Raw genomic sequence first — 14,636 nt, 5'->3', positions numbered from 1 at the left:
CCACCTTTAGTAAATCAAAATAAGCGAAATAATCATAAGTAATCCTGCAACGAGTTTTTCTTTGTTCATCTGTGTCCTGCGACTTCCTAACCATCCCCTTTCTTCGATAACCATACTCATTGTCATTTGTCCTACAATGACGCTTGTCATCGCCACACCAACGCCAACAATAGGAATACCAAAGACTAAAATTGTTAAATAGGAAGTGCCTAAAAGTCCTCCGATCAATTGCCATTTAGGTGCCTTAAAGGCATAGGACACGGATCCCTTTCCAAGAAACAGGATGACAATGGCAAGAATAATAGTTCCCGTCATAAAGTTGTAAAGACTGCTTTCCAATTTTCCAATTGAATTTCCCAACAGACCATAGATGGCGCCCTCTGCACTTAACAAGGCACCGGCCGCAACGGCAATACTATAAATCCATATTTTCATTTTGCCTCCTATATATCTATATTTCGAGAATTTTAGATATTTAGAATTAAAAAATTAGGAACACACCTCATAAGTCCATTTTGACAAATGCAGCAATTTCTTGAATACGTTCCTCATTTCTTCGGTAATAAGTCCATTTACCATGTCGCTCAGATTCCAATAAACCTACTTTTTGCATCATCGACAAGTAATAAGACACCGTTGATTGCGACATATTTGCCTTCTCCTGTATATCACCGACACAAACTCCGCCTTTCTCATTAATATTCTTTGAGAGAAACGCAGTAGGCCGATCAAAATATTCATACGGTTTTTTTAACCATTTTAGCATCTCAAGTCTTGATTCGTTGGCCAACACTTTAAAAACTTCTACGTAGTTTTCCATACACGTATACTAATCGATTATTCTCGATATGTTAATATTTGATTCGCTCATTCTTTGCTTTTATTTCATCTTGAATCCGTTCAAGAACTTTATTCGGCAAAAGCTCATGTCCCATTAATCCCCTTCCGCACCAATTAATACCTACCAGGAAGTCATCTTCTTTCAATTCATTTATCCAGTCACTTGTAAACTCGTTTAAAGGAACTTCAAGTGAGTGGTCACTACGATAGGCTGGAACACTATTTATTGCTTTGTCTATCTTCATTTGGCTCGACCAGAAGGGCACAACGGATTCTCCCTGCTCATTGGTCGCTATTGAGTAGCCTTCCTCATTCGCTATCGTCCAAACCTTGTTTTGATGAACTGCTTCCTCAAAAAAGGTACTGCCTTCACAGTAATCATCAGCTAATTTCGAAGCTTCATGTTCCGCTTCGCTCTCATCAAAATTCCTATCCTCAATCCATTGCTGATAATGAACCAACTCGTGAGCCATACTCGTCAATATCGCGTTAATTGCGTGCGCTTCTCCACTGTTTCTCACTAATTCATCGTAATCACCAGTAGCAACTCTGATGTATGGTTCACTGTTTTTATCATATGGAGCAAAAAAAGTTGCACTCACCAACTCTTTACTTACAACCGTTTTAATTTGAACACTTTTTTTCAAATAGACAACCACTCGAATCGGAAAGTCTCGATTTAAGCGCAGCCACACTGCAAAATTTATACATGAATCTCTGACCTTTGCGTGAACACCTTTTTCGCTTCTGATTCTTAAACCTGTACGAACTCCCATAGATTTCACCACCGCATTTAATAATAAGGCATCAGTAGCAGCTCATTAAAATGAATAACGTTTCATGCAGCTTTGCCAGTTGGGCAGCAAATCGTTCCTTATCAAATGATGCTTTATTTTTTTGCTGTAACCTTCACTCTTTAATCGATTCATAGAAACCATTTCCTTTTTATTAACGGTTCTATTTAAAAACAGTATCTTTTTGTCGCTCCGTCTTTTAAAGCGAAAAGCTGTGAGACCTTTTGCGGAGGCAACAGATCCACAGGTGTGTGACACGGAGAGGCTCACAGATCACCCGAGGTTGCGCCATTTGATGCAAGCACCTGAGGAGAACAACGACAATCAACGATACCGAGTCTTATTAATTGATTTAAGGATGGGCCTCCCAGTCCGGCAATCGTTATCCATTGTTCGATAGAAGTATACCATAGAATCAGATGATACTTAACAGACATGTGTATGGCCGTTTTTTTAACCTTCTTCCATTCGTTTGCCTCTAATGAACCGCAAATAAGTGATGAAACAGTGGAAACGAAAAACAAAGGCAGGAGTTGAGATTCCCGCCCTTCTTGCCTTACCTATAGTTTATTGTCTCAATCCACTAAATTTAAAGCATCATGTAACTTCTACAATCCGTTTAAATAAATCGAAGAACCTTAAACTGCCCCCTGACCACTCATCACTTTCGTTGCTGCGGCGGCAGCGTCTCTCAAAATCGCATAGGCCTGATCACAATTCTCTTTGGTTGCGATCAGTGGAGGGATCAATCGGATGATGCAGTCTCCGATGAGCGTGACCAACAGTTTTCGTTCAAAGCAGCCATGCTTCACGTCATGGCCGATCGGTGCATCAAATTCAATGCCAATCATTAATCCCTTGCCTCTCACTTCTTTAACATGGGGAAGGTTTTTTAGCTTTTCAACTAAATAATACCCAACTTCTTCTGCATTGCCTGCAAGATTTCGATCCAATAGCTCTTTAATTTCAGCGTAGGCCGCCGCGCAGCATACCGGATTACCGCCGAAGGTCGTTCCATGTGAACCCATCGAAAAGGCTTTTGATACTTCTTCGGAAGCACAGATCGCGGATATCGGCATGCCGCCGCCCATCGCTTTCGCCATTGAGACAATATCCGGCTTGATCCCATAATCCATATAGGCCATCGTTTTTCCGCTCCGGCACCAGCCACATTGCACTTCATCAAAGAGAAGCAACAGTCCTTTCTCCTTGCATAATGCGGCGATGTCGTCCATGAATTCCGGAGTCGCAGGTGTTACGCCGCCTTCGCCTTGAATCGGTTCAAGCATAATCGCAATCGTGTCCTCCGTAACTTTTGCTCGAAAATCATCAACGTTATTGAATTCGGCATAACTGAATCCGGGCACTACCGGTTTGAAGCCGATCTGGCAAGCATTATCCGGCTGGCCGGTCGCAGACATCGCCCCATAGGTTCTGCCATGAAAACTACCTTTTGCCGTAATGATGTGATATTTGTGTGGACCATAATTTTCGACACCGTATTTGCGTGCCATCTTAATCATTGCTTCATTCGCTTCGGTTCCCGTACTCTGAAAGAAAATTTTATCCATCTGCAACGTTTTACAGATTAATTCGGCAAGTAAAGCTTGAGGGACCGTATAAGGATAGTTGAAGGTATGCATGATATCGCCCACCTGATCGCGGACCGCCGCGACGACTTTCTCATTGCAGTTTCCCGCGCTGTTGACCGCAATGCCGCCATAGAAATCCAGATAGGCCTTGCCTTTTTCATCATACAAGTACATCCCTTGGGCACTCTGAGCAATAAAATTAAACCGTTCATACGTTTCAATCATATATTTTTTCGTCAGTGCTTTAATTTCTTCAGGTGTCTTTTGTACATCCGCTAGTTTCATGGCCTGTTCTCCTTCTTTCTTCAAGTTAAAATCCCATTTCTTTACACATTCTGTCGGTATTCATACGGCAAAGTTTTCATCTGTCCAAATGACTTCATTTCTTCGACCTGAATCAAGGTATCTTTTAAAATAGCAGTTTGCATCGCGACATTATGAGGTTCTCCGGCATTGGAGCCAATTGGCACATGCGGTGCGGTAATACGCGGTGCTCCTTGCTGTTTGGCGATCGGCGGAAGGGCAGCAATGATGATCGTCGAGATACCGACTGCTTCAACCGCACGTTGCACAATCGTCGCCGAACGATGGCAGGTCCCGCAGCCTCCCGTAAACACTGCGATGTCAACGCCTTCTCTTTTTAAAATTCGGGCAATAGCCGGACCGGTTTCCCCTTTAAATTTGTTCACATTGCCGCCTCCACCCATAAAACCAAACAGTACCGGTGCAACTTTGCCGATAAAGCCCTCTTGTTCGAGTTCGTGAAGTCGATCGATGGGAAACATCGAGTTTATATCCTTGTTCACATCGCTGTTATCAAACCCGCCATGGCTGACCATCAGCTCCGAAGCTGGCGTATCGGATGGAATTTCCCGGTACGAATAATCTCCAGATAGATTGAATCGCTTTTGCGATTTCAAGTGCACACCCCCTGCAGTACAGAACGCCACGGTACATTCGCTTAGGGGTTTGTTGAGCGGCGACCACACCGGTGAAGGTGTAATCGGAACATAGATTTCAGATTTGAGTCCTCTTACTGTTGTTAATGACATTGTTTATTTCCTCTTTTAAAAAAACGGATTTCATTATCTAAGTTTTATCGGATATTTAGACAACCTGAATATAACTGAGGTAAACTTGAATCGTTTGCCCCACTTGCAGTGCGTGATCCGAGATTACGGATCTTAGAGGCACTTGAATGATCCCCATGCGCCCTTTCAAAGTGACTTTAACATCGCGTTCGCTGACCTCAAGAATGGTTCCCGGCAAAAGCTTAGGTGTCAGTTCATAATTCACGCTGCTTGCACCCCTTTCACTTTATGGAATCAATTGCTGATTTGAATCGACAACTTCCTGAGACCATTTGCGGTTTGCCGGTTCAATCGGAATACCGGCCATCTTCGTTTTCAGCATAATCAGTGCTCGCTCGGCATCCGCCGGACAAAGGGTACTGTCGGCCAGAATTTCATTTTCAAAGCCTTTCGGATCCTTATTGAGTTCAACCATTGCGTCCATGTATTGATTACCAACAACCAATTGTCCTTGGTAAGCACAATAGGAAACACCGACAACCTTGATTCCGCGGCGGCCGATCTGCTCAATGTTCTCCGCGAAATCAATGTGGTTATTTCCAAAACCTTCGGTCGTGACGATGGCACCTTCAACATCAAGCGCTTCGGCAAGCGCGCCAAGACGAGCGGAAACATAGGTTTTTTCATCATTTACTTGCGGACTGCCGATAAAGACAACGCCTGCCAGATCGATTTCATCATCTTCAGCCATCAGATTGACGAGCGGTTCACGGAAATAGTGGCGGGTGACTTCCTTGGTTGCTGGTCCGATGCAGGTCAGCGCATGAATGCCGCCGTCACGGACCTCATTTGGCGAAAGCACAACGGGTACATTGCCAAGATCGACATTGCGCCGCCCGCCGATGACTCCTGCAGGTTCGGCAGGAAGCAGCACATTATCATGCATCGCGCCCTGCCCCATAATTTCCTTAACAAGCATGACGCGTGGCTTTCCTGATTTTTTCCAATCACGAAATACTTTCTGATCAGTTGCAGTGTCAGCTGGTGCTTCCTTTAAAACGTCGCGGATTTCCTGAATAATGTAATCACAGGCCTTGTGCGCCGCGAAAGGGCCTCGGCGTTCCATTCCGGTATTTTCCTGGACAGTCACATTGATGCGAATCATAATGTCCTCAGGATCTGGGCTCCCCGGGCGTCCAAAACGAATCTTTTCATCCAGATAGCCTTCGCAGGAACCAAATTCATGAACCTGAACGCCTTTTTCATCAACACCGGTCAGGATTATGACGACACCGTTCATCACATGGGTTATGCCTTCGCCAAGGATTCCCTCGACCTTTGTCCCGATCGGAATCACATCCATAATCGTGTTGGAATATAGGTGACGGTTTTCAGGGCGAATAATGTCAAGCGCAACCTTTTTTACTAAAGGATCTGCCTTAAGAGATTCATTACATAGCGTTTCGCGGATGGTCAGCATTTTATTTTCAAATGAAGTTTCTGCTCCCACGCAAACCTGTTCAACCGGATATGTCCTCTGTGTTAAGGTACGAATGACTTTATCCTCTGACGTTTTACTCGCAGTTGCTGCAAAAGGCAGGGTACTCATGTTGAGTCCCGTGGGCAACTCAATCTGTCCGACGAGTTTATCAATGTTAAAGCGGATCACTTGCTTTTCTTGAATCGGACCTTCAGCGGTGGATGAGGAAGTCGTTATTTCTTCCGATTTGTTTTTTGGGTTTTCTGAAAAATGACCGACCAGTTCAGGAGTAAGAGGTGTCATGGAATCCGCATCCTGCTCTAGAGTCGCTCCCAATACCTGACCAATCGTGAGCGCTTGCTCCGGAACGCTCAGAAGGCCGGATTCTTCCAAGTCGGGAAAAATTGATGGATCTTCCAAATCGGCGGCAGAGATTACCGTTCCTTTTTTTCTTAAACAACAGAGAACTGCGGGATCATTTTGATGCTGCTTGGCTGTTTCAAACGTAATCGACATGTGAATTCTCCTTTATAAATAAAATAAATTTCATCTATGCAATTTACGAATTAGATGCAAATTCATGGCGCGCATCGCATTGTCTGTAACATGATGCACCGGGATGTTCAGCTTCGGCGCCAGTGACATCACCGTATTGCTGCAATCGCTGCAGTTGCCGATGAGCAGCGAACCGGCACCGGCTTTCCTCAATCGAAGTACACGATCTGCCTGGCCGGGACAGACGCCGGGATTCCGGCATTTGAGCGATCCGCGTGCATAAACGGCATGCTTGCACAGCTCAACTCCGGCAACCTCTGCTCTCATTTTTTTCGCTAGTTCCCGCATACGTGCTTCACTCGCACCGCAAGCGCAAACCAATAAACCAAGAGGAGATTTTGCATCAAGAAAAGGCATCGTCACGATAATACCTCCGGTTGTTTTCGTTATCACATCATCCGCTGTTACGCTATGCCCCATGAACGGACCGTCCATAATGATTTCTCCGTAATCTCCGTTGATACCGCCTGAGGCTTCAATCAAATCACCGACACGTGTGCCAATCGGTACATCCATGAATACACGCGCCTTCGGACTGCCATGCAATTTACCGGCAACCGTAATATTTTTCGACAGAACGGGACGACCATATTCCACAGCCTGCGTCACGCGTGAAAGAGTTTCTGTGTTGATAATAATGGTATTTGCCGTAATCGCACGCGCTTCAGGTGGAAGAAGAATGCCAAGCGTATCGCGAATTAACGCGCGCTCTTCGCCGATTGGATACAGGTCACGCAATGGAAACACGGTAATTCTTTTATCGCGGATCACGTTTTTTATTTGAGCGATGGCTTGTCGATGCTTCGCTTTAATCGCAATAATACCGTTTGCCGCACCGACCGCTTCCATGGCGTAAAGCAACCCGCGATAAACCTCATCAGGGTTGGCCTCAATTTGCATCACATTGTGATTCAGAATCGGTTCGCATTCCGCAGCATTGGCAATCACTGTCCCGCCATCGATCTCCTGACTCAGCTTAATTCCGGTAGGAAATCCTGCGCCGCCCATGCCGACAATTCCGGCAGAACGAATGCGTTCCCTCAAGTCTCCGGGTGGAAGCGGTACGAACGTATCCCCCTTGGGTTTCGCTCCGATGATGGCGATATACGCAGCATTCACCTCTACGACCGTACCTGAAACACTTGCATGCAGATCTGCTCCCAGGCCATCGGCACGCGCAATACATTGACCTCGTTCAACATGATCTCCCTCTTGCACACAGGGCTTATTCAGGTTTCCGATATGCTGCTTTAAAGGAAGTTTATATTTTCCGTTCAACATAATCGCTCCTCCTTTGCCCATCCGCTAAATTAAATCCGTATTCAAATGGGTCTTCGTGATCAAAGATGAGTTTATTTTCACCGGTCAGGTAAGCGCGTCCGGTGATTTCCGGAATGATTGCCGGATAGCTGCCTACGGTTGTGACCTTTAATGCTCTGCCGATGAACTTTGTACCTGTAATGCTCTCGCTGATAAAGGGCTCATCGATGATCAATTTTTGCTGTGCATAGAGTGAGGCAATTTTAGCGCTCGTTCCTGTACCGCAGGGTGAACGGTCCACTTGATTGTCGCCGAATACAACAATATTTTTCATTGCTTTTGCCATCAAATCCGTTTGATAAAACTCGACCAGGTCGACCGACCGGATATCGGGCAGCAGCGGATGAAAAATGTGTACTTGCTGATTAACAGCCTTGCGGATGGCAGCACCAGCCTGTATCAGTTGATTTAATCCGCTCATCTGAAGCGGAAGACCCATTTTACGTGAGTCAACAAGTGCGAAAAAGTTGCCGCCGAACGCTATATCCGCCTGAATGGTTCCCCATCCCGGCACATGAATGTCGACAGCTTTTCGGTAAAGAAAGGAAGGAACATTAACGATCGTTGTCTCCTTGACTTTTCCGTGCTCCACTCGGACACGCGTTCGAATCAGACCCGCCGGTGACTCAAGACATACACTTGTATACGGTTCTGTAACTGGGACAAGCCGCCGGGCAACAGCAACAGTGGCTACCCCGATTGATCCATGACCGCACATATTGAGATAGCCGCCACTGTCCATGAACACGACTCCAAGATCAGCGTCCTTGTGCGTCGGCTTCATGATGATCGCACCGAACATATTTCGATGTCCTCGCGGCTCGTCAATGACGGCGCGCCGAAGATGATCATAATTCTTCTGAAGGTTCAATTTCTTTTCCATCATCGTTGCCCCGTCTGCTTCGGGAAAACCTTCCACAATGATTCGGGTCGGCTCACCCAGCGTATGTGAATCAATAGCAAGCAGGCTTTCGCAGCGCTCCATCCGTCTCCCCCCTCTGAGCATCATTTTGGTCCACCATAAAAGGTTTGGTTATTTTTAAATAAGCAAGTTTCGTGCCAATAAAAAGTCCAATAAATGAACTGAATTGTACAAAAATACGGAAAACAGTGTTTCATTTTTTATACATGTTCCAAAATTGAAACACTTTTTCCGTTAACTTTTATGTCATCAAAGCCAATAATCTCATAAAAAAGTCATTTCACGAAAGATAATCTAACATTATAATGATAAAAAGCCACAAAAAACCTGCCATCAGGTCTCTTGTGACTTAATTGAAATACTGAGAATCAAACAACAATCAAGAAATTCCCAGTTGATGCATTTTGTTATAAAGTGTTGTTCTGGATATTCCTAAGATCTCCGCAGCCTTGTTTTTATTTTCATTGGTATGTTCCAATGCCTTCCTAATCGTTCGATGCTGGCATTCTCGCATCGCGCGATTCAGTGAGACAAGCGGTTGGTTTTCGGGCAGCTCATTTTGTGAGAAAGATTCCGGCATCTCGCTTTCTTGATTTGATTCACGAATTTGTACAGGAAGATCATTGAAATTTAACAGTTCGTCTCTTGAAAAAACAACGAGCCGCTCAATAATATTTCGCAACTCTCTGATGTTGCCCGGCCAAGAGTAATCAATCAGCGCCATCATGACTTCTTTAGGAATTCCTGTGCATGACCGTCCGTATTTCTCCGCAAATTCATAGAGAAACTGATGGCTCAATTCAATGATATCTTCGCTTCTCTCTCTTAACGGAGGGATCGTAATAGTAATGATGTTCAAACGATAATACAGGTCTTCCCTGAATTTTCCTTTATGAACCAGTTCTTTTAAATTTTTGTTCGTCGCCGCAATAATGGAACAATCGGCATGTTTGAGTTTCGTCCCGCCAACTGAATAAAACGTTCCTTCCTGCAGAACTCTGAGCAGTTTGACCTGCATTTCAAGAGGCAGTTCGGCAATCTCATCCAGAAAGAGGGTTCCATCTTTCGCCAGTTCAAATTTGCCTTTGCTTCCAAGAGGGTTTGCCCCGGAAAAGGCGCCCTTCTCATAACCAAAGAGCTCGCTTTCGAACAGTGCATCGGGGATTGCACCGCAGTTAATGGGAATAAAGGGGGCAGCGCCAAGTGTTCGCAAATCATGAAGTGCATTGGCGAACAATTCCTTCCCTACTCCCGATTCTCCAAGGAGCAACACCTTTGCTCTCGCTGCGCCGACCTGTTTGAGCTTATCAATCGTATTTTGTATAGCTTCGCTTGAACCGTTGATACATCGAAACGGATCAACAGAACGATCCATACGACAGACTTGTTTTTGTAAATGATTGATGGTTTCTTTTGCATTTGTCAATTTTTTATTAAGCTGAGCCTGATACGTCACATCCTGTTCACAGGAAACCGCACCGATAATTTTGCCGCCCAGCTTCACGGGAGCTGAATTAATGAGAACAAAGAGATCATCTCTAGGCTGATGTTGTTTATGATAGAATCGCTTGCCTGTATTAAGGATTTTAAGATTATCAAGCCGGTTTTCAGGAAAGAACCGGGTCATCGGTTCACCCAGTATTTCTTCCTTTTTAATCGAATACAATCGCTCCGCTCCGCCTGTCCAAACCACCGTATCCATATTGTTATCAATTACCGAAATCGTATCGTCCGTTGTCTCAAGTATCGTATCATAATAGGCTTTAAGATATGTGTAGGCTTGTAAAACACGCGAGGCGAGTTCGCTCGTTTTTAAGTAGCCGATTGCTGCACCATCGCGAAGAACAACCACATAATCACAGTGCTGTAATTTCTTATTAAGAGTCGCCCATGAATCATTGATATGCATACAATCAGCGCGGCATTCAGATAACTCATTGATTCGAATATGGTGCTTTCGGGCGATTGAATAATTCCGAGCGGTTAACACAAGAAATTCCAGTGGTCCCTGCTGTACAAATACAACACCAACCGACTGACTACTGAGGTAAGGTTCATGCCACCGCTCCTCTGTTGTCACGACAAAATCTGTATGCAGTAAATCATTAAAATCGGGCAGCAGATGTTTCACTGATCTTCCTCCTCATACCTTCCAAGCAAACAGTCACCTTTACCACAAATTTAAGCACAAAAGTTCAATATTGTCTAATTATTTCGAAACCAAATGCAGCGAAATAGGCTGGTAACCTGATTTAATCAAAACGTGAATCGTTCTATGTTAATACTTGATTTTAATACGAGCAGTTGGTTTCAAATATGATGAGAATGACCCATAACTTCATTGTTTTATCCTAGCAGAACAGCTGCCAAATGAATCATGTAAGAACATAGCCAAATCCTCTTACACTCTAAAAAGTCCGCTGTATCTTTATAGATGATTCACCCGAGATAACATTTTAGCATTTAAACCACTTCACGCCTATTCAAAAAAGAGGCAACCCCTGTTTGGGCGCCTCGTAAGTCATATCAACTTAATTTTCTTTTTACCGTTCTAATAAATTTGTTCGTAAACAATGTATAGTTGCATGCTTTTCGGCTTAAATCAGAGTTCATTCGAATAATCCGCGGTTTGGTCTTGTCACTGCTGAGTCCATGTGATTTAGCCACACAGATGCGGCCGTCAACCGAGCTAATTGTCATGTAAAATGGATTATGTTCTCGGACCTTATGAAGATAATGATCAACCGCCTCATCCACATCTGTTGTTACAAAGTAAACATGTTCTGTATGGCCGAGGTTCCGATCCGTTTGTAATTCAATAAAGTTAAAGCGTGGAATTTCCGTCACTTGCAAGTCGCAACACCTCTCCCATACTCTATTCTTCAACAACAGAAATGATTCCTGCATTGAACGAGTAAGAAAACCAAGCTAAATCAAATTCAAAATACATAAAGCAGTGCAGAACACTGATCCGTTGTACCACTTATCTCTCACGACCTACTATCACTGAAAAAAGCAGTTCATGATTGTTCGTTCTAAAATTGACGATTGATTGTGCAGTCTGATATACTCGGGCAACAAAATCGCTCCTGGGCAGCCGTAAAGTTATGTTTAAATGGAGTGAACAATTCTTCTCCTTTTATTCTACAGATAATCGGATCCTTTCTCCATTATATTTGCTTCAACCTGACAAATCTGTAAGACTGGACTTCAGACCTGTAAGGGAGTACCTGCGCGATTCTTTGTATACTAAACACATCAGCAAAATAATAGGCAGGGAGCGAACACGATGTTGTTACAAGTCAGTCACTTACAAAAGATATTCCAAACAAGATTCAGTAAGGAAAAAACCGTTGCCTTACAAGATGTAAGTTTTAGCGTTGAGGAAGGAGAGTATATCGCCATTATGGGCGAGAGCGGTTCGGGAAAAACAACACTTTTGAATACGCTGGCTACACTAGATAAACCGACACTAGGATCCGTTATCTTGAATGGTCAGGATTTAACCATAATTAAAGAAAACAAGCTTGCGGAGTTTCGCCGCACGCATCTGGGCTTTATTTTTCAGGATTTCAACCTTCTCGACACACTGTCGGTTCGTGACAATATTTTCTTACCCCTCGTGCTCGGCCGTCAAAAGGTCCGCATTATGGAACAGCGTTTGGAAAAGCTGGTACCGAAATTAAATATTGCCGATCTGCTGAACAAGCAGCCATTTGAACTGTCGGGCGGTCAGAAACAGCGCGTCGCCATCGCCCGTGCCTTGATCACCCAGCCTGAACTTGTTCTTGCCGATGAACCGACTGCAGCGCTTGACTTCAAAAATAGCGAAGGCTTGCTCGCTCTGCTTGAAGAAATCAATGACACCGGACAGACCATCCTGATGGTCACGCATTCGGCAATTGCAGCAAGTCATGCAAAACGCGTGTTGTTTATCAAAGACGGTCGCATCTTTCACCAGCTCTATCGTGCGAATCGAGAGGCATCCAAATTCATGCAGGAAATCAGTATGACGATGACCAATCTGCTTGGAACTGAGGTGCGCTAAGATGTTTTACGTCAAATTAGCCAGTCGCAACATCCGCCAATCGATCAGCAACTTTCTTCCCTTTGGCCTTTCAAGTGTTGTGATGTTTCTCATGAATCTAATGATCGCGACGATTTTATTTAGTCCTAGCTTAAAAAAGCTTCCGGGTGCGGGAAATTTTGCGATGCTGCTCGGCCTAGGCTTGACCGTCCTAACCGTCTTTGCGACCATCTTTATGATTTACAGTTATCGATTTTTACTGAAAAGACGAACGAAAGAATTTGGACTCTACAATATACTTGGTCTGAAAAAGCGGCATATTGTTCGAATTTCGATTCTGGAACTGATGATGATGTTTCTAGCAACCGTGGTTGCCGGAACAGTTTTAGGCATTATTCTTGCCAAATTTCTCTACCTTTTCCTCATTCATCTCATTGGTGAAAGCTACTTTGACTTGCAGTGGAGCCCACTTGCGGTTGGGATTGTTACCGCAATTTTTGCGTGTATCTATCTGCTACTCATGATCATTAGTAACATCTCAATCCACAGACAATCCAGTCTGGAATTGCTCAAAAATGCGAGCAAAGGAGAGAAGGAACCTAAATCGCGTATCATTCTGGCCCTGCTTGGACTTGTATCGCTTGCGATTGGTTACTACCTTGCCGTAACAGTAGTCTCTCCACTCGATGCCTTAACAAAATTCTTCATCGCCGTGCTGTTTGTCATCTTCGGTACGCTGCTGTTTTACATGAGCTTTACGATTTGGCTGCTCAAACGGCAAAAGAAAAATAAAAACTATTACTATCAGCCGAAGCACTTTATTACCGTTTCAGGCATGCTTTACCGAATGAAACAGAATGCGGTTGGGCTAGCAAACATAACGATTTTAGTCACAATGACCTTCGTGACCTTGGCGACAACGGTCGGTTTATTTTCAAGTATCAATGGTTTTCTTGGCGACTACTTTTTACGCAACACGCTCATCAATGTCAACACAACGCAGCAACGAAGCATTGAGTTCATTGATCAAGTCGCTGAAAAAAACGGACTAGCACTGAACAATAAAATCGTCTACGAACTATCAAATCGATTAACCGGTGCAATGAACGACGGCAGATTTGAAAACAAGCAAAACCTCGCCAATCTGACGGCAGTCAACTTCATGACCGCCGACACGTATACACAACTGACGGGAAACAAAATTCACCTGCGTGAAAATGAAACGATCGCATACCCGGCTGTTGGTAGATTTCACGAAAGCAACGTGCGTTTTTGGAACCACACGTTTAAAGTCAAAGAGAAAATCAGCGAAATCCGCAACTTCCCATCAACAAGTATGATGGCATCAAACTGGCTGATCCTGATCGTCAATTCGAAAGAGCAAATTCAACCAATACTTGACGATGCATCCAAAGCGGCAGGCAATCGGTATAAAATGGGTTACGATACAACCATCAGTGCCGATCTGACGGCGAAGGATGCGAAGAAGTTCCAAAAGGTCTTGTCTTACTATCGCGTGAACGGAAATGATCCGATCAAGCGGATCAATGATTCGGAGACGAAGATCGAGCAAGATGATCGCGGCGAAGCGAAAACGATTGCCGGTATGCCGCCAACTTTTGAGCGATATGATGACATGCATGAACAGATGACTTCTTTTGCCGGAGGCTTCCTATTCATCGGCTTAATTTTAGGATTCACCTTTATTCTCGGTACAGCATTAATCATTTACTACAAGCAGATTTCTGAAGGTGAGCAAGACAAACGCAGCTTTGAAATTCTTCAGGAGGTCGGGTTGAGTAAAGATGAAGTGCGGCAGACGATACGTTCACAAGTACTGCTCGTATTCTTTCTGCCGATTGCCGTCGCCGTTGTCCACTTCGGCTTCGCCTTTATCATGATTCAGAAGCTGATCAGTTTGTTCGGGACAACACGCTTCAATTTACTTCTACTGACCAGCATCGGGACGATCGCCGTAGTCGCAGTAATTTACTACCTGATTTACAAACAGACGAGCCGTGCATATTATCGAATCGTCGAACGATAAAACCAAAAGGGGCATCCCGCGATCAGGA

13 protein-coding genes are annotated in these 14,636 nt (G+C 44.3%); 2 read left to right on the top strand and 11 right to left on the bottom strand.

Translation table 11 applies throughout. The features are described from left to right. Window positions 1-6 precede the first annotated feature (6 nt). From NIE88_RS17840 to NIE88_RS17790, 11 genes are all read right to left on the bottom strand, one after another. A complete protein-coding gene (locus tag NIE88_RS17840; protein ID WP_253064217.1) occupies window positions 7-435 on the bottom strand; it encodes a DMT family transporter in 429 nt (142 codons plus the stop codon). A gap of 67 nt (window positions 436-502) precedes the next feature. Beyond that, window positions 503-820 carry an ArsR/SmtB family transcription factor gene (locus tag NIE88_RS17835; protein WP_253064215.1) on the bottom strand — a complete coding sequence of 106 codons (318 nt, stop codon included), beginning with the start codon at window positions 818-820 and terminating at the stop codon, window positions 503-505. A 31-nt stretch (window positions 821-851) separates the two neighbouring features. Then, complete coding sequence (locus NIE88_RS17830; RefSeq protein ID WP_253064213.1) at window positions 852-1,616, bottom strand: DUF2750 domain-containing protein; 765 nt, start codon at window positions 1,614-1,616, stop codon at window positions 852-854. A gap of 656 nt (window positions 1,617-2,272) precedes the next feature. Further along, complete coding sequence (locus NIE88_RS17825; protein WP_253064211.1) at window positions 2,273-3,511, bottom strand: aspartate aminotransferase family protein; 1,239 nt, start codon at window positions 3,509-3,511, stop codon at window positions 2,273-2,275. Window positions 3,512-3,552: 41 nt separating this feature from the next. Continuing rightward, complete coding sequence (gene prdB / locus NIE88_RS17820; protein WP_253064209.1) at window positions 3,553-4,278, bottom strand: D-proline reductase (dithiol) protein PrdB; 726 nt, start codon at window positions 4,276-4,278, stop codon at window positions 3,553-3,555. A gap of 55 nt (window positions 4,279-4,333) precedes the next feature. Continuing rightward, window positions 4,334-4,522 (bottom strand): CBO2463/CBO2479 domain-containing protein, encoded by a 189-nt coding sequence (locus tag NIE88_RS17815; RefSeq protein ID WP_253064207.1) that lies wholly within the window; start codon window positions 4,520-4,522, stop codon window positions 4,334-4,336. A 21-nt stretch (window positions 4,523-4,543) separates the two neighbouring features. Further along, window positions 4,544-6,253 (bottom strand): D-proline reductase (dithiol) proprotein PrdA, encoded by a 1,710-nt coding sequence (gene prdA, locus NIE88_RS17810; protein ID WP_253064205.1) that lies wholly within the window; start codon window positions 6,251-6,253, stop codon window positions 4,544-4,546. Window positions 6,254-6,283: 30 nt separating this feature from the next. Beyond that, window positions 6,284-7,573, bottom strand: a complete 1,290-nt coding sequence (gene prdC / locus NIE88_RS17805; protein WP_253064203.1) for a proline reductase-associated electron transfer protein PrdC — start codon at window positions 7,571-7,573, stop codon at window positions 6,284-6,286. Further along, window positions 7,554-8,597 carry a proline racemase family protein gene (locus NIE88_RS17800; protein ID WP_253064201.1) on the bottom strand — a complete coding sequence of 348 codons (1,044 nt, stop codon included), beginning with the start codon at window positions 8,595-8,597 and terminating at the stop codon, window positions 7,554-7,556. Before NIE88_RS17800 ends, prdC begins: the two co-directional genes overlap by 20 nt. Window positions 8,598-8,913: 316 nt before the next feature. After that, window positions 8,914-10,665, bottom strand: a complete 1,752-nt coding sequence (locus tag NIE88_RS17795; protein WP_253064191.1) for a sigma-54 interaction domain-containing protein — start codon at window positions 10,663-10,665, stop codon at window positions 8,914-8,916. 395 nt (window positions 10,666-11,060) lie between these two features. After that, window positions 11,061-11,381 carry a hypothetical protein gene (locus NIE88_RS17790; protein ID WP_253064267.1) on the bottom strand — a complete coding sequence of 107 codons (321 nt, stop codon included), beginning with the start codon at window positions 11,379-11,381 and terminating at the stop codon, window positions 11,061-11,063. 442 nt (window positions 11,382-11,823) lie between these two features. On the opposite strand from NIE88_RS17790, the gene NIE88_RS17785 reads away from it, so the two are divergent. Together NIE88_RS17785 and NIE88_RS17780 are read left to right on the top strand one after the other, a co-directional pair. After that, window positions 11,824-12,582, top strand: coding sequence for an ABC transporter ATP-binding protein (locus tag NIE88_RS17785; RefSeq protein ID WP_253064186.1), 759 nt, complete (start codon window positions 11,824-11,826; stop codon window positions 12,580-12,582). A gap of 1 nt (window position 12,583) precedes the next feature. Next, window positions 12,584-14,608, top strand: coding sequence for an FtsX-like permease family protein (locus tag NIE88_RS17780; RefSeq protein WP_253064184.1), 2,025 nt, complete (start codon window positions 12,584-12,586; stop codon window positions 14,606-14,608). Window positions 14,609-14,636: the final 28 nt, after the last annotated feature.

It is taken from the genome of Sporolactobacillus shoreicorticis (assembly GCF_024125445.1).
In the GTDB taxonomy this organism is placed as follows: domain Bacteria; phylum Bacillota; class Bacilli; order Bacillales; family Sporolactobacillaceae; genus Sporolactobacillus; species Sporolactobacillus shoreicorticis.
This window is presented reverse-complemented; position numbering and strand designations above follow the sequence as displayed.

Coding starts and splice junctions, on each gene's coding strand:
- prdC (WP_253064203.1), bottom strand. CDS start 7,573: ATGTTGAACGGAAAATATAAACTTCCTTTAAAGCAGCATATCGGAAAC.
- prdB (WP_253064209.1), bottom strand. CDS start 4,278: ATGTCATTAACAACAGTAAGAGGACTCAAATCTGAAATCTATGTTCCG.
- NIE88_RS17830 (WP_253064213.1), bottom strand. CDS start 1,616: ATGGGAGTTCGTACAGGTTTAAGAATCAGAAGCGAAAAAGGTGTTCAC.
- NIE88_RS17835 (WP_253064215.1), bottom strand. CDS start 820: ATGGAAAACTACGTAGAAGTTTTTAAAGTGTTGGCCAACGAATCAAGA.
- NIE88_RS17840 (WP_253064217.1), bottom strand. CDS start 435: ATGAAAATATGGATTTATAGTATTGCCGTTGCGGCCGGTGCCTTGTTA.
- prdA (WP_253064205.1), bottom strand. CDS start 6,253: ATGTCGATTACGTTTGAAACAGCCAAGCAGCATCAAAATGATCCCGCA.
- NIE88_RS17825 (WP_253064211.1), bottom strand. CDS start 3,511: ATGAAACTAGCGGATGTACAAAAGACACCTGAAGAAATTAAAGCACTG.
- NIE88_RS17785 (WP_253064186.1), top strand. CDS start 11,824: ATGTTGTTACAAGTCAGTCACTTACAAAAGATATTCCAAACAAGATTC.
- NIE88_RS17780 (WP_253064184.1), top strand. CDS start 12,584: ATGTTTTACGTCAAATTAGCCAGTCGCAACATCCGCCAATCGATCAGC.
- NIE88_RS17800 (WP_253064201.1), bottom strand. CDS start 8,597: ATGGAGCGCTGCGAAAGCCTGCTTGCTATTGATTCACATACGCTGGGT.